This window comes from Micromonospora sp. NPDC005305 (assembly GCF_040607315.1).
Taxonomy (GTDB): Bacteria; Actinomycetota; Actinomycetes; order Mycobacteriales; family Micromonosporaceae; genus Micromonospora.
This window is the reverse complement of the sequence record NZ_JBEXGL010000001.1, coordinates 609,539-627,604: the sequence shown is the minus strand read 5'-3', so window position 1 is coordinate 627,604 and position 18,066 is coordinate 609,539. Positions and strand designations below refer to the sequence as shown.

Sequence of the window (18,066 nt, the reverse complement as noted above, 5' to 3'; positions counted from 1 at the left end):
CGCGGCTGTAGAGGGGAAGGAAGCCGCAAAACCGATCATGCATTCACGGCGAGGCAGCAACCGCCGCAACACACCCAATTAGCCAGCAGGATCCAGTTGGCCTACAAGACCCAATGGAACGGCGGCCGGCTGATCGTCGCCGACCGCTGGTATCCCTCCAGCAAAACCTGTTCGGGCTGCGGCACAGTGAAAGCCAAGCTGACCCTGGCCGAGCGCATCTACACCTGCACCACCTGCGGCCTGCTCCTCGACCGGGACCTTAACGCCGCACGCAACCTCGCCGCCCTCGCAGGCGAGGCGACACCCGCCGGGAGTGGCCCGATGGCAGGACGCGGAGCCGACCATAAGACCCGCCCCGGCGGGCAGGTGGCCGTGAAACGTCAACCCGGCACCGTCCCAGCGGGTAAGACCGGGACCGCCGCATCGCAAGGTGCGGCAGCATGAGCATCCAAGAACGCTCATCCGCAACGGTAGACAGTGTGGTGTCGGGCCCCCGGGCACTCGGAGTGAGGCCATGATCACGTACTACGACGACCGCTCGGTGCGGGTCACCTCCACCGCCGTCCGCGTCGAGGGGCGCACCTACCCCCTCGCCGAGCTGGGCATGGTGTGGCACCGCCGGGGCAACCGCTCCTGGCGGGTGCTCGCCGGCCGGGGCGCGATTGGTGCGGCCCTCGCCGGCCCGCTGGTGGCCGCCGTGCTCGGCATCGGGCTGGCGGTCTGGCTGCACCGCTCCGCCGTGGTCACGATCGCCATCGTCGGCGCGTCCGTGCTGGTCGGCCTCGGCGTCGGGCCGCTCGCCGACGTGCTCTTCGAACACCTCGACCGGTCGTACGCCCGGGGCAGCCGGGAGTGGGAGATGTGGGCGCGCTGGCGGGGTCAGCCGGTGCGGCTGCTGCACACCGGCGACGCGCTGCGCTTCGGCAAGATCTACCGGGCGGTGCAGCGGGCCATGGAGAGCGCGCCCGCCGCTCAGAAGGCGATCGGCTCGTCGGGCAGCAACCCGAGGCCGCGCAGCAGGCCGTAGGTGTCCTGCTCGCCCCAGAACTGGACGATCCGCCCGCCGGCCAGCCGGTACATCTTGCAGGCGCTCTGCACCGTGGTGGCGCCGGTGGCGTCCCGCCGGTAGGTCTGCGCCATCGACACCACCACCCGGTCCTGCGCGGCGAAGATCTCCAGGATCTGCTGGTCGAGCACGGTCAGGCCCGGCGAGGAGACGGCCGCCTCGGGATACCGCAGGCCGCGCACCGTCGTGGCGCAGCCGTAGATCTCCACGTCCTCGGCGACCACCTCGGCCAGCTCGGCCAGGTCCTTGGTGAGGAAGGTCCGCAGATACCGCCGGACCACCTCGACGTTGCGCTGCTGCTCCGTGCCGGCCGTCTCGGCCCCGTCCCGCTCCGCCATGCCGCGACGCTACCCGGGCGGCGCTCGCCGCACCGTCCCCTCTGGACGGCGGGTGGTTAAGGTGAATGATGACCCTCTATTACCGGGACGACGCGGTACAGGTCACCTCCGAGGCCATCCACGCGGGCGGGCACGTCGTCGCGCTCGCCGACGTCACGTACGTCTGGCACGCCCGCGGCGCGACCACCCTGGCGGTCCGGGGCCGGGTCCTGGGGCGCGGGGTGCTGGTCCTGCTGCTGTCGCTGCCGCCGCTCGTGGCGCTGGTCTGCGTGCTCTCGCTGGCCTGGGCCGCGCAGGACCGGGGCGACTGGAAGCTGGCGCTGGTCATCGTGGCGGCGTTCGTGGTGGTCGGGCTGGCCCTGACCCCGTTCCTGGAGGTGCCGCTGGGCTGGCTGGACCGCTCGTACGAGCGGGGCAACCGCGTGCACGAGCTGTGGGTGCAGCACCACGGGCGGGAGGAGTTGCTGCTGCGTACCCCCGACGCGCTCCGGTTCGGGCAGATCTACCGGGCCGTGCAGCGTGCCGTCGAGCAGCAGGGCGACCGCCGCTGACGGCCCGGGTGTGACGGTGGCCGCCCCGCCGCCACCCGGCGGGCCTGGCCGGCGGGACGCACACTGGGTGGCATGGCGATTCCCCTCCCCCGTCCCGGCGCCGTCGTCGGGCTCACCCGTTCCGCGCTGGACCAGGCGTTCGGCTCGGCCGCCGCGTTCGCCGCCGTGCCGGCCCGCGCCTTCGCGGTGCTCGACGAGGTGGAGACGCTGCTGCGGCGGATCAACGGGGTGGTCGACCGGATCGAGGGCACCCTGGACCGCACCGACCGGGTGCTGGACGACGCCGACGCGGCGGTCCGGGAGATCGCGGTGATCAGCGCCGCCGCCACCGAGGCGATCGAGACCGCCACCGGAGTCGCCACGGCCGCCGCCGCGCTGGTGGGCGAGGCCGACCGGGTGGCCCGGGCGGCGGCCACCCTGGTCGCCGAGGCCGACGCGGTGGCCGTCCGGGCCGCCGGCACGGTGGTCACCGCCGAGGAGGCGGCCGGCACGGCGGCCGAGCTGCTGGGCGCGTACGAGCCGGCGCTGCGCCGGGGCGCGCCCATGGCGACCCGGTTCATCGAGCAGCTCAGCCCGGAGGAGGTGACCGCGGCGATCCGGCTGGTCGACGAGCTGCCGAAGCTGAAGGAGCACCTGACCTCGGACGTGCTGCCGATCCTGGCCACCCTGGACCGGGTCGGCCCGGACCTGCACGACCTGCTGGCGGTCACCCGGGACCTCAAGCTGGCGGTGGCCGGCATCCCCGGGCTCGGCATGCTGCGCCGCCGGGGCGAACGCCTCACCGACGAGCCCGTCGACTGAGCCGGTCAGCAGTCGCAGACGGCGGCGGACCGGGGCGCGGTCAGCTCGTCCACCCGGCGCCGCACCGTGCCGGTCGGGGTGACCACCGGCAGCCCCTCCCGCGCCCAGTACTCGAAGCCGCCGAGCATCTCCTTCACGGGGTGGCCGAGCCGGGCGAACTCCAGCGCGGCCCGGGTGGCGCCGTTGCAGCCCGGCCCCCAGCAGTACGTCACCACCGCCGACCCGGCCGGGACGAGGTCGGCGGCCCGGGCGGCGATCTCGGCGGTGGGCAGGTGCAGGGCGCCCGGCAGGTGGCCCTGCCGCCAGGCGGCGTCGCCGCGGGAGTCGACGACGACCAGCCCGGGGCTGCCCGCCTCCAGCGCGGCGTGCACGTCGCTGACGTCGGTCTCGAAGCTGAGGCGGGCGTGGAAGTGGGCGGCGGCGGTCGCCGGGTCGGCCGGCGGCACGGAGAAGGTCATGCACCGATCCTGCGGCCGGTCGTGCCGCCGCCGGGAGTGGCGTGATCGCCGTCCTTCGCTAACATCCCGCCATGACTCCCGTCGACCGGACCGTGGCGGTGCTCGCGTACCCGGGGATGTCGGTCTTCGAGACCGGCATCGTGACCGAGGTGTTCGGGCTGCCCCGGCCCGAGCTGGAGGTCGACTGGTACCGGCTCACCGTCTGCGCCGAGCGCCCCGGGCCGGTGCCCGTCGTCGGTGGGGCCGCCCTGCACACCCCGTACGGCCTGGAGACCCTCGCCGGGGCCGGCACGGTGATCCTGCCCGGGGTGCCGGACGTGACCGTCGACCCGTCGCCGGAGCTGGTGGCGGCGCTGCGCCGGGCGCACCGTCGGGGCGCCCGGCTCATGTCGATCTGCTCCGGCGCCTTCGCCCTGGCCGGCGCCGGTCTGCTCGACGGCCGGCGGGCCACCACCCACTGGCGGTACGCGGACCTGCTGGCCCGCCGCCACCCGGCGGTCACGGTCGACCCGGACGTGCTCTACCTGGACGACGGCGACATCCTCACCAGCGCGGGCAGCGCGGCCGGCCTGGACCTCTGCGTGCACGTGGTCCGGCGCGACTTCGGCGCGGCGGTGGCCAACGCGGTGGCCCGCCGGCTGGTGATCCCACCGCACCGCGACGGCGGGCAGGCCCAGTTCATCGAGGCGCCGGTGAGTGTGGACCCGGGGGACGACCGGATCGCGGCGAGCCTGTCGTGGGCGGTCCGGCACCTGGCCGAGCCGCTGACCGTGGCGGCGCTGGCCCGGCAGGCGCACCTGTCGACCCGCAGCTACCTGCGGCACTTCGCCCGGGCCACCGGGACCAGCCCGATCCGCTGGCTGATCGACCAGCGGGTGCGGGCCAGCCTGGCCCTGCTGGAGACCACCGACGCCCCGGTCGCCGAGATCGCGGGGGCGGTGGGCTTCGACAGCCCGGTCACCTACCGGCACCACTTTGCCCGGGCCATGCGGACCTCGCCGTCGGCGTACCGGCGGGCGTTCCGGGCGGGCGCCGCCTGAGGTCAGGCCGGCCGGCTGAACAGCTCGTCGATCTCGGCCCGGAGGGGCAGGGCCACCGAGGCGCCGAGCTTGCGGACGCAGGCCGCCCCGGCCGCCGCCGCCCAGTGCACCGCCTCGACCAGGTCGCGCCCCTCGCCCCAGGCCACGGCCAGGGCGGCCGTGAAGGCGTCGCCCGCGGCGGTGGAGTCGACCACGTCGACCTTCACGGCCGGGACGTGGACGGCCGGCCGGTCGCGCGCGACGTACCAGGCGCCGGCGCCACCGAGGGTGAGCACCGCCCGGGGCACCAGTTCGAGCAGCGCCGCCGGCTCGTCGCTGCCCCGGCCGGTGAGCGCCTGGGCCTCGGTCTCGTTGACCACCAGCAGGTCGGTGGCGGCCAGCAGCTCCGCCGGCACCGGCCGGGCCGGCGCCGCGTTGAGCACCACCCGGGTGCCGGCCGACCGGGCCGCCAGCGCCGCCGCGGTCACCGTCTCCACCGGCACCTCAAGCTGCGCGACCAGCACGTCCGCCTTGCGTACGGCGGTCAGTTCGCCCTCGGTGAGGCCGGTGAACGCGTCGTTGGCGCCGGGGGTGACCAGGATGGCGTGCTCCCCCGCGCCGCCGACCATGACCAGGGCGACGCCGGAGGGGCCGTACACCACCCGGAGGTGGCCGGTGTCGACGCCGGCCGCGGTGATCCGGGCCTTGAGGGTGACCCCGAAGGCGTCGGAGCCGATCGCGCCGAGGAAGACGCCGGAGGCGCCGGCGCGCACGGCGGCGACGGCCTGGTTGGCGCCCTTGCCGCCGGGCAGCATGACGAAGTCGCTGCCGAGCACGGTCTCCCACGGTCGGGGCAGCGCCGAGGCGGTGCCGACGAGGTCCATGTTCGCGCTGCCCACCACGGCGACCCGGGTCTGCGGCACGGCGTCCCCTCCCGTCGGGCTCAGGCGGCGCGCGCGGTCCAGCGCTCGCCGGCCCGCGAGACGACCAGCGGCAGGCCGAACGTCTTCGACAGGTTGTCGGCGGTGAGCGTCTCGGCGAGCAGGCCCTGCGCCACGATGCCGCCCTCGCACAGCAGCAACGCGTGGGTGAAGCCCGGCGGGATCTCCTCGACGTGGTGGGTGACCAGCACCATGGCCGGTGCGTCCGGGTCGTACGCCAGCTCGGCGAGCCGGGCCACCAGGTCCTCGCGGCCGCCCAGGTCGAGCCCGGCGGCGGGCTCGTCGAGCAGCAGCAGCTCCGGGTCGGTCATCAGGGCCCGGGCGATCTGCACCCGCTTGCGCTCGCCCTCGGAGAGCGTGCCGTACGTCCGGTCGGCGAGGTGGGCGACGCCGAGCTGGCCGAGCAGCGCGCGGGCGCGGGTCTCGTCGGTGCGGTCGTAGCTCTCCCGCCAGCGCCCCACCACCGACCAGGCCGCGGTCACCACGACGTCGGTGACCCGCTCGTCGCCGGGGATCCGCTCGGCGAGCGTGGCGGTGGAGAGGCCGATCCGGGTCCGCAGCTCGTTGACGTCGGTGCGGCCGATCCGCTCGCCGAGCACGTGCGCCGTGCCGGTGGTCGGGTGCAGCCGGCCGGCGGCGAGGTTGAGCAGGGTGGTCTTGCCGGCGCCGTTCGGCCCGAGCACCACCCAGCGTTCGTCCAGCTCGACCCGCCAGTCGACGTCCTGCACCAGCGTGCTGCCGGAGCGGCGGACGCCGACACCGTCGAGGCTGACCACCAGATCCGCGTCCACGGGTGCGGGGGCGGGGGTGCCGGCGGCGCCGGGGATCAGGTCACCAGTCACCGGTCCATCCAACCACGCAGCCGGCACGGTGCCCCCCACGGGCGGCGTCGCGGCCATAGGGTGGGGCGCCGTGTCGTTGGTCACCACTCCGGGAGGACACCTCATGCCCGACCGCTGCCGGGAGGCGTGCGGATGAGCGCGGTCATCGAGATCGCCGGTCTCCGCAAGACGTTCCACACCCTGCGTCAGGGGCGCCGGATCGCCGTCGACGGTTTCGACCTGCTGGTCGAGGCCGGGCAGGTGCACGGCTTCCTCGGGCCGAACGGCTCGGGGAAGACCACCACGCTGCGCGCCCTGCTGGGGCTGGTCCGGGCCGACGCCGGCCGGATGAGCGTGCTCGGGGCCGAGTCCCCGGATCGGCTGGCCGAGGTGGCCGGGCGGGTCGGCGCGATCGTGGAGAGCCCGCAGTTCTTCGGCAACTTCACCGGCCGCAAGACGCTGCGGCTGCTGGCGCTGGCCGGCGGCGTGCCCACCGCCCGGGTCGACGAAGTGCTGGAGCAGGTGGGCCTGCGGGACCGGGGCGACGAGCGGGTCAAGGGCTACTCGCTGGGCATGAAGCAGCGGCTGGCGGTGGCCTCGGCGCTGCTCAAGGACCCGCAGCTGCTGATCCTGGACGAGCCGGCGAACGGCCTGGACCCGGCCGGCATTCGGGAGATGCGGGATCTCACCCGGTCGCTGGCCGCGGCCGGGGTGACCGTGCTGCTGTCCAGCCACATCCTGGCCGAGATCCAGCTCATCTGCGACCACGTGACGATCATCAGCCGGGGCCGGCGGGTGGCGTACGGGCCGGTGGAGGACGTGCTGGCCGGTTTCGACCAGCACCAGTGGCAGGTCCGGGTGGCCGAGCCCGAGCGGGCCGTGGAGCTGCTGGGCCGCGCCGGCATGGCGGTGACCGCGCATGCCGACCACCTGGTGGTGACCGGGGTCGTCGACCCCGAGCTGATCAGCCGCACGCTGGGCGAGCAGGGCCTCTGGGTGCGCGAGCTGATCCCGCTCCGGCCCGACCTGGAGAGCGTCTTCCTGGAGCTGACCGGCGACCACCCCCATCCGGCGCTGCCCCGCCAGGTGGACGGTGCGCCGCCTAACGACGGAGTGATCGACCTGGACGTCCGGGAGAGCCGGGAGGTGGACGCGTGAACCTGGTCCGTGCCGAGCTGGAGCGGCTGGCCGCCCGCCGCTTCGTCCAGCTGATGGTGCTGCTGCTGGTGGTGGCCTTCGCGGTGACCGTGGCGACCACGCTGGCCGGCTCGCACCGGCCGTCGCCGGTGGAGCTGAGCCGGGCCCAGGCGCAGGCCGCCGAGGAGGTGCGCAACATGGAGCTTGCGCACGACCGCTGCCTGCGGATCAAGGCGGGCACCGTGACGCCGGACGAGAACGACTACCTGCCGCGGGACTGCGCGCAGATCGACCCGGCCCTCATGGAGAAGCTGCCGAGCGCGTCCGACTACCTCAGCGGGGTGTTCGTCTTCGCCAACGAGGCCGAGCCGCTGCTCTACTTCCTGATCGCGTTCCTGGCGATGTTCGGGTTCCTGGTGGGCGCCTCCTACATCGGCGCCGACCTGAACTCGGGCGGCGTGGTCAACCTGCTGCTCTGGCGGCCGCGCCGGCTCGTGGTGCTCGGCGCGAAGCTGGGCACGCTGCTCGGCGGGCTGCTCGGGCTCTCGGCGCTGGCGTCGGTGGCGTACCTGGGGGTGTTCTGGCTGATCGGTGAGGCCTCCGGGCTGACCGGCCGGCTGGGCGGCGCGTTCTGGTCGTCGCTCGCCGCGGTCTGGGTGCGCGGCCTGGTGCTGGTGCTGCTGGCCGCAGCGCTCGGCTTCGCCCTGGCCACGCTCGGCCGGCACACCTCGGCGGCGCTCGGCACGGTGGCCGCCTACCTGGTGGTGTGGGAGCTGGGCGCCCGGCTGGTGTTCCAGATCCTGTCGGTGACCCGCCCGGACCGGTTCATGCTCTCCAGCTACCTGGCGGCGTGGCTCAGCGGCGAGGCCCAGTTCTGGGACAACGACGCCTGCACCGGTGACATCGCGGGCTTCTGCGACGGTTACTACACGCTGGGCTGGGCGCCGGGGCTGGTGGTCCTGCTCGGCCTGACCGCCGCCCTGGTCGTGGGGGCGTTCACGGTGTTCCGCCGCCGCGACCTGATCTGAGGGTGCGCCGGTGCGGTCCCGGATCCGGGACCGCACCGGCAACTCCTTGCAGACATTCGCCACCTCGTGAAGAATTCCTTCGCATGGCGGCAGCGGCGACGACGGGCCGGCGGTCAGCCGACCGTCGAGCCGAACACCTCGTCGCGCACCTCGTCCAGGGCGGTGCGCAGCGCGCCGCGCAGGATCGGCTCCTCGGTCAGCCCGGTGCTCACCACCCGCGGCCGGACCAGGGTGATCGCGGCGACCTCGTGCTGCACCCGCTCGGCCAGCGCCGCCCCGCCGGCCCGCCCCACCTCGCCGGCCAGCACCACCAGGGGCGGGTCGAGCACCACGCAGGTGCTCGCCACCCCGAGCGCAAGCCGGCGCGCCAACTCGTCCAGCAGCGGCTCGCCCGCCTCGCCGGCGGCGATCGCGGCGCGGACCGCGTCGGCCGCGCCGGCCGCCGCGAAGCCGTGGTCCGTGGCCACCGCGCGGACCGCGTCGGCCCCCGCGAGCTGCTGGAACGCCGGCTTGGCCCGCTTCGACACGTCCCGCGGGATGGGTACGCCGGGCACCGGCAGGTAGCCGATCTCGCCGGCCGCGCCGCTGCTGCCGTGGTGCAGCCGCCCGCCCAGCATGATCGCCAGACCGACACCGGCGTCCAGCCAGACGAGCACGAAGTCCGCCGTGCCCTGCGCCGCGCCGGACTGCGCCTCGGCCACGGCGGCCAGGTTCACGTCGTTCTCGAAGACCACCGGGGTGTGCAGGTCCTCGCGGAGCGCGGCGAGCAGGCCGCTGTGCCAGCGGGGCAGGTTGAACGCGAAGGTGATGTCGCCGGTGCCCGGGTCCACCAGGCCGGGGGTGCCGAGCACGATCCGCCGCACGCTGGACAGCTCGGCGCCGGCGCTGCTGGCCGCCTGGACCACCGCGTTGTGCACCACGCCCACCGGGTCGTCGGTGTCCTTCGTGGACTGCTCGACCCGGCCGACCACCGCCCCGGTGATGTCGGCGCAGGCGGCCACCACCCGCTCGGCGCCGACGTCCACGCCGACCACGTACGCGCTGCCCGGCCGGACCGCGTAGAGCTGGGCGTTCGGGCCCCGCCCGCCGGCCTGCTCACCGACCCGGGCGACCAGGCCGCGCTCCTCCAGCCGTTCGACCAGCTGGGACGCGGTGACCTTGGAGAGCCCGGTCAGCTCGCCGATCCGCGCCCGGGTCAGTGGCCCCTGCTCGAGCAGCAGCTCCAGCGCCGCGCGGTCGTTGAGCGCCCGCAACAGTCGGGGGGTGCCGGGCAGCCGGGTCGCACTCATGCCACGTCCTCAATTTTCAGTAAAGTTTGCTAACCACAAAACGCCTGCCGAGGGGTGTCCGTTAGCGTATCGGCCGCCCCGAACCGGGGCCGTCGGACGACCCGGCAGGGAAAGGGGATACTCGTGGGGTTGGATCCAGGACTCCGCCGGCTCGCGCTGGGCACGCTGCTGGCGGCGTACCCCGGCCCGGTCCCGCCCGACTGGGCGGTCGACCTGCTCGCCGAGGGGCTCGCCGGGCACACCCTGTTCGGCACCAACATCCACGACCCCGCCCAGGTGGCGGCGACCACCGCGGCGCTGCGCGCCGGCCGGCCGGACGTGCTCATCGCCATCGACGAGGAGGGCGGGGACGTCACCCGGCTGGCGCACGCCACCGGCAGCCCGTACCCGGGCAACGCCGCCCTCGGCGCGGTCGACGACCCGACCCTGACCCGCCAGGTGTACGCGGCGATCGGCGCCGAGCTGGCCGCCCTCGGCATCAACCTGGACCTCGCCCCGACCGTCGACGTGAACACCGCCGACGAGAACCCGGTGATCGGCACCCGCTCGTTCGGCGCCGACCCGGTCCGGGTGGCCGTCCACTCGGCCGCCGCCGTCGTCGGTCTCCAGTCCGCCGGGGTGGCCGCCTGCGCCAAGCACTTCCCCGGGCACGGCGCGACGGTCGCCGACTCCCACCACGAGCTGCCCACCGTCGACGTGCCGCCGGCCGTGCTGCGCGAGCGTGACCTGCCGCCGTTCGCCGCGGTGGTCGACGCCGGGGTACGCGCCGTCATGACCGCCCACATCCGGGTGCCCGCGCTGACCGGCGACGGTCCGGCCACCTTCAGCCGGGCGGTCCTGGTCGACCTGCTGCGCGCCGAGTACGGCTTCACCGGCGCGGTGATCACCGACGCGCTGGAGATGAAGGGCGCCGCGCTGGCCGCCGGCGGGGTGGGACCGGCCGCGGTCCGCGCCCTGGTCGCGGGGGCGGACCTGCTCTGCATCGGCGCGAAGGTCGACGCCGGCCTGGTGGAGCACGTCGTCGAGGAGATCGTCGCCGCGCTCGCCGACGGCCGGCTGGACCGGGCCCGGGTCGAGGAGGCCGCCGGTCGGGCCGCCGGGCTGGCCGCCTGGACCGGCGCGGGTGGCTGCGCGGCGGAGACCCCGGACGGCCTCGGCTACGCCGCCGCCCTGCGCGCGGTGCGCGTCGAGGGCGACGTCACCGGCCTGGCCGTGCCGCTGGTGGTGCAGGTGCACGCCACCTCCACCATCGCCGAGGGGCGGGTGCCGTGGGGGCTGGGCCCGCACCTGGCCGGGGCGGAGGTGGTCCGCGCGGTGGCCGGCGAGACCGAGCCGGACGAACTGCGCGCGCTCGCCGGCGACCGGCCCGTCGTGCTGGTCGGCCGCCACCTGCACCGGCTGCCCGGGGCGCGGGAACTGGTCGACGCGCTGGCCGCCACGCACCCGGTGACCGTGGTGGAGATGGGCTGGCCGGGCGGCTGGCGGCCGGCCGGGGCGCGAGCCTTCGTCACCACGTACGGCGCCAGCCACGCCAACGGCCGCGCGGCGGCCCAGGTGCTCGGCCTGGCCGGCTGAGGTCTGCCCCGCGCCGTAACGGGGTACACGGGTCGGATGAGCGCAGCCGACCCCTGGAACCGGGCAGCGGCCGAGCTGGTCTCCCGGTCCCACCGGGTGCCGCCCGACGGGGTGCCCGCGGCGGTGAGCGCGGCGGTGCGCGACCTGGGCGTGTCCGTGACCACGTACGTGGTGGACGTCGAGCAGGACCTGCTGCGCCCGCTGCCCGAGCCGGGTCGGCCGCTGCCGGACCCGCTGCCCATCGACACCAGCCTGCCCGGCCGCGCCTACACCGAGGTGCGGGTGCGGGTCGGGCAGGACGGCCGGCTCTGGGTGCCGATCGTCGACGGCACCGAGCGGTTGGGGCTGCTGGAGGTCCGGTTGCCGGCCGGCGCGGACCCGGACGACCCCGCCCTGCACGAAGGCTGCCGGACGCTCGCCGGTCTGGTCGGGCACCTGGTGGCCAGCAAGTCCGTGTACGGCGACAGCCTGAACCGCGCCCGGCGGAGCGGACCCATGGCCGTCTCCGCCGAGTTGCTCTGGCAACTGCTCCCCCCGCTCACCTTCGCCACCGACACGGCCGCCGTCAGCGCGATCCTGGAACCCTGCTACGAGGTGGGCGGGGACGCGTTCGACTACGCGCTGGACGGCGGCCGGCTCACGCTCGCGGTGCTGGACGGGGTCGGGCACGGGCTGCCGGCGACGCTGACCACCTCGGTCGCGCTCGCCGCGCTGCGGGCCGCCCGGCGCGCCGGCGGCGGGCTGGCCGAGCAGGTCGCCGCGGTCGACGCGGCCCTGTTCAGCCAGTGGCGCGACGGGCGGTTCGTGACCGCCGTCCTGGCCGAGGTCGAGGTCGACACCGGACGGGTCCGGTACGTCAACGCCGGGCACCCCGCCCCGGTGCTGCTGCGCCGGGGACGGGCCGTGCGCGCCCTGACCGGCGGACGCCGCCCACCACTCGGGTTGAACCTGCCCGGCGGCGAGCCGGGTGAGGCCCGGCTGGAGCCGGACGACCGGCTGCTGCTCTACACCGACGGGGTGACCGAAGCGCGCGACGCGGCCGGGGAGATGTTCGGGCTGCCCCGGCTCGCCGACCTCGCCGAGCGGCTCATCGGCTCGGACCTGCCCGGGCCGGAGACGCTGCGCCGGCTGAGCCGCGCCGTGGCCGCGTACCGGGGCACCGCTTCCCGCGACGACGCCAGCATGGTGCTGGTGGAGTGGTCCGGCGCGGCGGCGGCCCGGACGGAGCCCTGAGGCGGTTCACCGCAGGCGGCGCCAGCCGGGCTCCACGGTCCTGCCGTCGTCGTCCCGGCCGCCCTGCCAACCGAGCAGGACGTCGACCGCGGTGATCCGCAGCACCCGGGCCACCAGGGGCTGCGGGTCGGTCACCCGGAGGTTGGCGCCCCGGCCGACCGCCTCGGCGGCGGCGCGCAGCAGGGCGGCCACCCCGGTCGAGTCGAGGAACGTGACGGCGCTGAGGTCGACCAGGATCTCCACCAGGTCGGGCCGATCCAGCACGGCGTCGAGCGCCCGGTCGAACGTGGGCACCCCGGCCATGTCGAGGTCGCCGGCCGGGCGGACGACCAGCCGCCCCGCCCCCGCATCCCGCGTACCGATCTCCATGACCCGCCCGTCCGCTCCGACACACGTCGCCGCGACGATACCGGCCGCGCGCCATCGAACGAACTTGAACATGTTCAAGTCCTGTCGTACGCTGAGTCGGACTTCGATTTGAACGTGTTCAAGAGAGGCGACGGGGATGGACGTGAAGGTCTGGATGTACCTGGCCTACCTCGCGGTCAGCATCGCGCTGACCGTGTGGGTGGCCCGGGCGCTCGCCCGCAACGGTCTGGTGTTCCTGGAGGACGTCTTCGCCGACAAGCGGCTGGCCGACGCGGTCAACAGCCTGCTGGTGGTCGGCTTCTACCTGCTCAACCTCGGCTACGTCACGGTGGCCATGAAGGAGGCCGGCCCGGTGGGCACCACCAGCCAGGCGCTGGAACAGCTCTCCATGAAGGTCGGCTGGGTGCTCCTGGTCCTCGGCGCGCTGCACTTCTTCAACGTCTTCGCGCTCGGTCGCTACCGGCGCGGGCGGCTGCGCCAGCAGGCGGCCGCCCACCCGCCGCTCGCCCCGGTCGGCTACCTCCCGCCGCAGGGCGGCGCCCGACCGGCCCACCCGGCCGCACCGGTGCCGGCCGGTCCCCCGCCCGGGCAGGCACCGCCGGCCCCGCCACGATGACGCTCGCCCCGGGCGGGCGCCCGACGGATCCCACCGGGCACGGGGCCGGTGGGATCCGCGGGTTCACCGTCCTCTACGACGCGCACTGCCCGCTGTGCCGGGCCGCCCGGCAGTGGCTCGCGTCGCGCGCCCAGCTCGTACCCCTGGAGTTCGTGCCGGCCGGGTCGGCGGAGGCCCGGCGGCGCTTCCCCGGGCTCGACCACGACGCCACGCTGCGGGACCTGACCGTGGTGGCCGACACCGGCGCGGTCTACGCGGGCGACGGCGCCTGGTTCGCCTGCCTCTGGGCCCTCGCCGACCACCGGCGAACCGCCGAGCGGCTGGCCCGCCCGCACCTGCTGCCGCTGGCCCGGCGGATGGTGACGACCGCCTCCGCGGCACGTGAGCTGGTCCGGGAACCCCGACCGGACCCGGGATACGGTGACGACGATGACCGAGCAGACTGCGCCGACGACCGCTGCGGGTGGCCCGAGCACCGGGGCGACGGCCCGGGGTGAGCAGACCCGCCAGCTGATCCTGGACACCGCCATGCGGCTGTTCCGCGAGCGGGGGTACGCGCGCACCACCATGCGCGCCATCGCCCAGGAGGCCGGCGTGGCGGTGGGCAACGCCTACTACTACTTCGGCTCGAAGGAACACCTGGTCCAGGAGTTCTACGCGGACACCCAGCGGGAACACCGGGTGGTGGCCGCGCCCGCCCTGGCCCGCGAGCGGGACTTCGCGGCCCGGCTGGCCGCCGTGCTGCACGCCGGGGTGGACGTCCTCACGCCGTACCACTCGTTCGCCGCCAGCTTCTTCAAGACGGCCGCCGAACCCACCTCGCCGCTCAGCCCGTTCTCCGCCGAGTCGTCCGGCCCGCGGGACGCCTCGGTCGCGCTCTTCCGCGAGGTCCTGGAGGGCTCGGCCGCCACGGTGGACGCCGAACTGCGCGAGCCCCTGCCGGAGCTGCTCTGGCTCGGCTACATGGGCGTGGTGCTCTACTGGGTGCACGACCGCTCCCCGGGCCAGGCCAAGACCCGCCAGCTCATCGACGGCGCCGTCCCGCTGGTCGACCGGCTGGTGAAGCTGTCCCGGCTCCGGGTGCTGCGCCCCGTGACCCGCCAGGTGGTCGGCCTGATCCACACGCTGCGTCACTGACCGCCGCGGCCACCCCCATCGGCTGAACCGCAGGTCAAGTCCGCAACCGGACAGGGGTCCTCAGCTCTTCACCCCTTGCTCGACACGCAGCGGACACATAGCGTTACCAGGGTCGGGACCTGGGGGGAGAGGCCGCGGACCGTGGATCCGGCCCGGGATCCACGGTCCGCGCCCGCCTCGGTCAGCGCGGGAACACCCCGTACGACGTCCACCCCCGGTCCGGGAAGCCGGCCGCCTCGGCCACCCGCGCGGAGGCGTGGTTGCCGTGGTTGTGCAGATAGGTGGGAACGGCTCCCTCGTCCAGCACCCGCCGGGCCGCCTGGGCGACCAGCCGCCGGGCCAGCCCCCGCCCCCGCGCCGCCGGCACCGTCCCCACGGCCAGTTCGTGCCCGTGCGCGTCGTGCCGCTTGATCCCCGCGCCGGCCAGGTACGCCCCGTCGGCGTCCCGGACCACCAGCACCTCCCGGTCGAACAGCCGCAGCCAGGGCGGCAGCCCGGGCGTGGTCGGCGCGACCCACTCACCGGCGTCGGGCAGCGGCGCCGGCGCGGTGCTCCACCGGAACAGCCCGGCGTGGGTGGTGAACTCGGGCGCGCCGACCGCTGCCGGGAGGACCGGCAGCAGCCGTTCGCCGGGCCGTTCCCGGACCAGGTCCCGCACCGCGCCGGCCCGGTCCGGCGGCACCGAGAGGATTCCGCACTCCGGTGACGCGACCGCGATGGCCGGGCGCAGCCGCCCGTCCCAGGCCGGCCGGGCCCGCCGGTGCGAGCGGACCACATGCAGCCCGGGACCCGCCGGCCACTGCCCCAACCAGGTCGCCAGGTGCAGGAACAGCCGCCGGTCGAGCACGTGATCATGGTACGCCCGCCCGCCGGATCCGTGCGGGAGTTGATTGAGACGCCGGGCGGGTGGGTAGACGGTCTCCGAACACCTCCGGCGACGCGGGAACCTCAGACATCGATCCCGCGTCATATTCATTTCCATACATGTACAAGTTTCTCTGGGACGGTAATGGTCATGCCGAATCAGCCGAATGACCGGTACCAGCAGGACGCCGAGCAGCGCTGGCAGGCCGTCGTGGCCGCCGGGCGGTTCCCGGCGCAGGCCGACTACCGGGGGGCTCGCCACGGGACACTCTCCTGGGCCGAGCTGAACGCGCTGCCGGCGGGCGCCTCCCCCCGGCGCGGCCTCACCGCCCGCTGACGCACGCGACACACCCGAGCGCTCCACACCGAGCTTTCGCACACCTGTGCTGTAGCGTCTTGTGGTCCGAATCCGGCCGACCACAGGAGAAACTGCGCGCATGGGCAAGAAGACGATCCACGTCTCCGACTTCAGCGGCCAGGTGCTGCGCGCCGACGACGAGGTGGTCAGAGTCGTCGTGCTGGAGCACCCGGACCTCGTGGCCGGGCCCGTGCAACTCGACGCCACCCCGGTCGAGGTGGAGAGCATCGACGACGCGGCGCTGGACGTGGCCGTCGTCGAGATCCACGACCGGCACGGCGGGGGCGAGCCGCGCCGGGTGGTGCTGACCGCCAGCGAGTTCGACGCCATGGCCACCGACATGCCGATGGCGCAGTTGCTGCGCACCGCCGAGCGGGTCAAGCCGCCCAAGGCCCGGCGCTCCGCCGAGAAGGTCGACTACGGCACCATCGAGCACGCCGGCAAGCCGCACCGCGGCCGGGTCACCGAGGAGGAGGCCCGGCTGGTGCGCGAGCAGCTCGACGAGGTGAACAAGCGCCTCGCCGACGCGGGGATCCGCCAGGTCGACCCGGCCGACCCGGAGCACGCCGCCCGCTACGGCTTCCCCACCGCCTGACCCGGCCGGGCACACGCCCCCGTGGCGCGTGCCCGGCCGGTGCGGTCGGGGCCCGGTCGCGGGTCAGGCCCGCTTGCGGGTGATCTCGGCGAGGGCGCCCTCGACCGCCGACTCCAGGGCCGACTTCTCCAGCCCGAGCCCGGTGAGCACGCCGTCGCCGGCCTCCTCCTCCAGCAGGGCGAGCAGGATGTGCTCGGTGCCCACGTAGTTGTGGCCCAGCCGCAGCGCCTCCCGGAAGGTCAGCTCCAGGACCTTCTTGGCTCGCGCGTCGTAGGGAATCAGGTCCGGAACCGTGTCGGCCTTCGCCGGCAGGGTCGCGGTGACCGCCTCCCGCAGCCGCTCCAGGGGTACGCCCCGAGCCACGATCAGCGCGGCCGCGAGCCCCTCCGGCTCGGCAAGCAGTCCCAGGGCGACGTGCCCCGGCGTGATCTCGGCGTTGCCGGCGGTCCGCGCCTCCTCCTGCGAGGAGACCACCACGTTGCGGGCCCGCGGGGTGAACCGGCCGAAGCCGGCGTTCGGGTCGAGGGCCGCCGCCGTCTCGGCCTTCGCGGCGGACCGCTTCTGGGCGGCCTGCTTGCTCACCCCCATGCTGCGGCCGATCTCCGTCCACGAGGCCCCCGAGCGGCGGGCCTGGTCGACGAAGTGCCCGACGAGGTGGTCGGCGAGGTCGCCCAGGTGGTCGGCGACCAGGACGGCACCGGAGAGCTGGTCCAGCGCGTCGCCGTGCACTTTCTTGATGCCGTCGATCAGCTCGTCGAGGCGTACCGGATGGGTCATCTTCAGCGGCTCAATCTCCTCCGTCATGCGTCAACCATAGGTTGACGAAGTCGCTGCGTCAACCACTGGTTGACGATCTCTCTAGGCCCTCAGACGCCGCTGGCCGGCACCCCGTGTTCGGGGTGCCGGCCAGCTTGCTTGTGTCAGCTGTTCCAGTACTGGGCGACGATGTCGGCGGCCTGCTGCTCCCACTGCGCGTACGCGTCCGGGTAGGCCGAGACCTGCACGGTCTGGGCGGCCTCGGTCAGCGGCATGTCCTGCCAGCCGTCGACCTGCTTCAGGCCCTTCAGGAACGCCAGCGTCGAGTACTCGGGGTCGGTGATCTGCTCCGGCGTGCCCCAACCGCTGGAGGGGCGCTGCTGGAACAGGCCCAGCGAGTCGTGGTCATTGGCGTCGCCGAGGTGGCCCAGGTTCTCCAGCTTCGACTCCTGCAGGCTCGTCGCGATCGAGATGACCGCGGCCCGCTCGGGCAGGCCGGCCTTCTTCGTCGCCGCGATGATCGCCTTGGCGTTGTCGATCTGCTCGTCGTTCAGGTCGATGTGCGACTGGGCGCCCTGCACACCGTGCGGGATCAGCTTCGCGGTGTCCGGCTTGTCGGCCTGCACCACCGCCGCCTCCGACAGCCCCGTCACCGGCGCCACCTCACCGTGGTGCAGCGGACCGGCCGCCAGACCACCGGCAACCGCCAGACCAGCAATACCCAGCACACTCTTACGCAGCATCGTGTTCATGACAGGTCAGCTCCATTCGGGGGTTGGCACACAGGACCGATAGGGGTCGGCCGTGCGCAAGCACCGTCAGGCGCTCAAGAAGTCGCTTCCGGGGGATCACCGGCGCGCGGGGCAAGGCCTCTTCGCGGCGCCGGACCATGTACAACGACCGCCGGCCCACCCACATTCCAGGCTCGGGGCACCCGCCTCGACGGGCCGCCCTCCTCGGTCGCGCACCCCGATACAACGACCCGCACCCGCCCGCCATTCCGCCACCAGCATGCCGCCGATCACAGCCCCGACACGGACAATCGCCCCATTCGACGCGGACGGCCCGCCGAAAGTGCGGCGGATCCTGGAGCCCCGACCACCGGGTCACGATG

23 protein-coding genes are annotated in these 18,066 nt (G+C 74.5%); 14 read left to right on the top strand and 9 right to left on the bottom strand.

Annotated features, from left to right (window positions below):
• Both ABZS80_RS03040 and ABZS80_RS03035 read left to right on the top strand, forming a co-directional pair.
• Positions 1 to 444, top strand: a 444-nt coding sequence (locus ABZS80_RS03040) for a zinc ribbon domain-containing protein (protein ID WP_355054172.1), incomplete at its 5' end; no start/stop codon positions are given.
• 70 nt (positions 445 to 514) lie between these two features.
• Positions 515 to 1,027, top strand: a complete 513-nt coding sequence (locus tag ABZS80_RS03035) for a DUF6232 family protein (RefSeq protein WP_355054171.1) — start codon at positions 515 to 517, stop codon at positions 1,025 to 1,027.
• Here the strand turns inward: ABZS80_RS03035 and ABZS80_RS03030 are convergent.
• Positions 973 to 1,404 carry a nuclear transport factor 2 family protein gene (locus ABZS80_RS03030; protein WP_355054170.1) on the bottom strand — a complete coding sequence of 144 codons (432 nt, stop codon included), beginning with the start codon at positions 1,402 to 1,404 and terminating at the stop codon, positions 973 to 975. The genes ABZS80_RS03035 and ABZS80_RS03030 overlap by 55 nt on opposite strands.
• A 68-nt stretch (positions 1,405 to 1,472) precedes the next feature.
• On the opposite strand from ABZS80_RS03030, the gene ABZS80_RS03025 reads away from it, so the two are divergent.
• On the top strand, positions 1,473 to 1,955 hold the full coding sequence (locus tag ABZS80_RS03025) for a DUF6232 family protein (protein WP_148427090.1): 483 nt from the start codon (positions 1,473 to 1,475) through the stop codon (positions 1,953 to 1,955).
• A gap of 72 nt (positions 1,956 to 2,027) precedes the next feature.
• Positions 2,028 to 2,756: a hypothetical protein gene (locus ABZS80_RS03020; RefSeq protein ID WP_355054169.1), complete on the top strand. Its 729-nt coding sequence runs from the start codon at positions 2,028 to 2,030 to the stop codon at positions 2,754 to 2,756.
• A 5-nt stretch (positions 2,757 to 2,761) separates the two neighbouring features.
• On the opposite strand, the gene ABZS80_RS03015 is transcribed toward ABZS80_RS03020, so the two are convergent.
• Positions 2,762 to 3,214: a rhodanese-like domain-containing protein gene (locus ABZS80_RS03015; protein ID WP_355054168.1), complete on the bottom strand. Its 453-nt coding sequence runs from the start codon at positions 3,212 to 3,214 to the stop codon at positions 2,762 to 2,764.
• A 71-nt stretch (positions 3,215 to 3,285) separates the two neighbouring features.
• Between ABZS80_RS03015 and ABZS80_RS03010 the strand changes: the two genes are divergently transcribed.
• A complete protein-coding gene (locus tag ABZS80_RS03010) occupies positions 3,286 to 4,254 on the top strand; it encodes a helix-turn-helix domain-containing protein (RefSeq protein WP_355054167.1) in 969 nt (322 codons plus the stop codon).
• 2 nt (positions 4,255 to 4,256) lie between these two features.
• Here the strand turns inward: ABZS80_RS03010 and ABZS80_RS03005 are convergent, their stop codons facing one another.
• Both ABZS80_RS03005 and ABZS80_RS03000 read right to left on the bottom strand, forming a co-directional pair.
• Complete coding sequence (locus ABZS80_RS03005; protein ID WP_355054166.1) at positions 4,257 to 5,156, bottom strand: ribokinase; 900 nt, start codon at positions 5,154 to 5,156, stop codon at positions 4,257 to 4,259.
• 20 nt (positions 5,157 to 5,176) lie between these two features.
• The gene (locus ABZS80_RS03000) at positions 5,177 to 6,073 is read right to left on the bottom strand and encodes an ABC transporter ATP-binding protein (RefSeq protein ID WP_355054198.1); all 897 of its coding nucleotides are present in this window, start codon (positions 6,071 to 6,073) and stop codon (positions 5,177 to 5,179) included.
• A gap of 75 nt (positions 6,074 to 6,148) precedes the next feature.
• Between ABZS80_RS03000 and ABZS80_RS02995 the strand changes: the two genes are divergently transcribed.
• Both ABZS80_RS02995 and ABZS80_RS02990 read left to right on the top strand, forming a co-directional pair.
• Complete coding sequence (locus ABZS80_RS02995; protein WP_355054165.1) at positions 6,149 to 7,153, top strand: ATP-binding cassette domain-containing protein; 1,005 nt, start codon at positions 6,149 to 6,151, stop codon at positions 7,151 to 7,153.
• The gene (locus ABZS80_RS02990; RefSeq protein WP_355054164.1) at positions 7,150 to 8,160 is read left to right on the top strand and encodes an ABC transporter permease subunit; all 1,011 of its coding nucleotides are present in this window, start codon (positions 7,150 to 7,152) and stop codon (positions 8,158 to 8,160) included. The genes ABZS80_RS02995 and ABZS80_RS02990 overlap by 4 nt, the downstream gene beginning before the upstream one ends.
• Before the next feature lie 113 nt (positions 8,161 to 8,273).
• Here the strand turns inward: ABZS80_RS02990 and ABZS80_RS02985 are convergent, their stop codons facing one another.
• A complete protein-coding gene (locus tag ABZS80_RS02985; RefSeq protein ID WP_355054163.1) occupies positions 8,274 to 9,449 on the bottom strand; it encodes an ROK family transcriptional regulator in 1,176 nt (391 codons plus the stop codon).
• Positions 9,450 to 9,572: 123 nt separating this feature from the next.
• Here ABZS80_RS02985 and ABZS80_RS02980 point away from each other — a divergent pair, with 123 nt between their 5' ends.
• Both ABZS80_RS02980 and ABZS80_RS02975 read left to right on the top strand, forming a co-directional pair.
• Positions 9,573 to 11,024 (top strand): glycoside hydrolase family 3 N-terminal domain-containing protein, encoded by a 1,452-nt coding sequence (locus ABZS80_RS02980; protein ID WP_355054162.1) that lies wholly within the window; start codon positions 9,573 to 9,575, stop codon positions 11,022 to 11,024.
• A 36-nt stretch (positions 11,025 to 11,060) separates the two neighbouring features.
• Positions 11,061 to 12,257 (top strand): PP2C family protein-serine/threonine phosphatase, encoded by a 1,197-nt coding sequence (locus tag ABZS80_RS02975; protein WP_355054161.1) that lies wholly within the window; start codon positions 11,061 to 11,063, stop codon positions 12,255 to 12,257.
• A 6-nt stretch (positions 12,258 to 12,263) separates the two neighbouring features.
• On the opposite strand, the gene ABZS80_RS02970 is transcribed toward ABZS80_RS02975, so the two are convergent.
• Complete coding sequence (locus tag ABZS80_RS02970) at positions 12,264 to 12,626, bottom strand: STAS domain-containing protein (protein WP_355054160.1); 363 nt, start codon at positions 12,624 to 12,626, stop codon at positions 12,264 to 12,266.
• Positions 12,627 to 12,762: 136 nt separating this feature from the next.
• Here ABZS80_RS02970 and ABZS80_RS02965 point away from each other — a divergent pair, with 136 nt between their 5' ends.
• From ABZS80_RS02965 to ABZS80_RS02955, 3 genes are read left to right on the top strand one after another with little or no spacing between them, the layout of a single operon-like run.
• Positions 12,763 to 13,242, top strand: coding sequence for a hypothetical protein (locus ABZS80_RS02965; protein ID WP_151463657.1), 480 nt, complete (start codon positions 12,763 to 12,765; stop codon positions 13,240 to 13,242).
• Complete coding sequence (locus ABZS80_RS02960) at positions 13,239 to 13,739, top strand: DCC1-like thiol-disulfide oxidoreductase family protein (protein WP_151463656.1); 501 nt, start codon at positions 13,239 to 13,241, stop codon at positions 13,737 to 13,739. The genes ABZS80_RS02965 and ABZS80_RS02960 overlap by 4 nt, the downstream gene beginning before the upstream one ends.
• Positions 13,672 to 14,379 (top strand): TetR family transcriptional regulator, encoded by a 708-nt coding sequence (locus tag ABZS80_RS02955; RefSeq protein WP_151463655.1) that lies wholly within the window; start codon positions 13,672 to 13,674, stop codon positions 14,377 to 14,379. The genes ABZS80_RS02960 and ABZS80_RS02955 overlap by 68 nt, the downstream gene beginning before the upstream one ends.
• A gap of 181 nt (positions 14,380 to 14,560) precedes the next feature.
• Here the strand turns inward: ABZS80_RS02955 and ABZS80_RS02950 are convergent, their stop codons facing one another.
• Entirely contained in the window at positions 14,561 to 15,226 is a 666-nt protein-coding gene (locus tag ABZS80_RS02950; RefSeq protein ID WP_355054159.1) for a GNAT family N-acetyltransferase, read from the bottom strand.
• Between the two features lie 168 nt (positions 15,227 to 15,394).
• Here ABZS80_RS02950 and ABZS80_RS02945 point away from each other — a divergent pair, with 168 nt between their 5' ends.
• Together ABZS80_RS02945 and ABZS80_RS02940 are read left to right on the top strand one after the other, a co-directional pair.
• Positions 15,395 to 15,580 carry a DNA repair protein gene (locus ABZS80_RS02945; RefSeq protein ID WP_355054158.1) on the top strand — a complete coding sequence of 62 codons (186 nt, stop codon included), beginning with the start codon at positions 15,395 to 15,397 and terminating at the stop codon, positions 15,578 to 15,580.
• A 100-nt stretch (positions 15,581 to 15,680) separates the two neighbouring features.
• Positions 15,681 to 16,196: a hypothetical protein gene (locus ABZS80_RS02940; RefSeq protein ID WP_355054157.1), complete on the top strand. Its 516-nt coding sequence runs from the start codon at positions 15,681 to 15,683 to the stop codon at positions 16,194 to 16,196.
• Between the two features lie 63 nt (positions 16,197 to 16,259).
• Here the strand turns inward: ABZS80_RS02940 and ABZS80_RS02935 are convergent, their stop codons facing one another.
• Positions 16,260 to 17,000: a Clp protease N-terminal domain-containing protein gene (locus tag ABZS80_RS02935; RefSeq protein WP_355054156.1), complete on the bottom strand. Its 741-nt coding sequence runs from the start codon at positions 16,998 to 17,000 to the stop codon at positions 16,260 to 16,262.
• Positions 17,001 to 17,116: 116 nt separating this feature from the next.
• Entirely contained in the window at positions 17,117 to 17,704 is a 588-nt protein-coding gene (locus ABZS80_RS02930; RefSeq protein ID WP_355054155.1) for a hypothetical protein, read from the bottom strand.
• Positions 17,705 to 18,066: the final 362 nt, after the last annotated feature.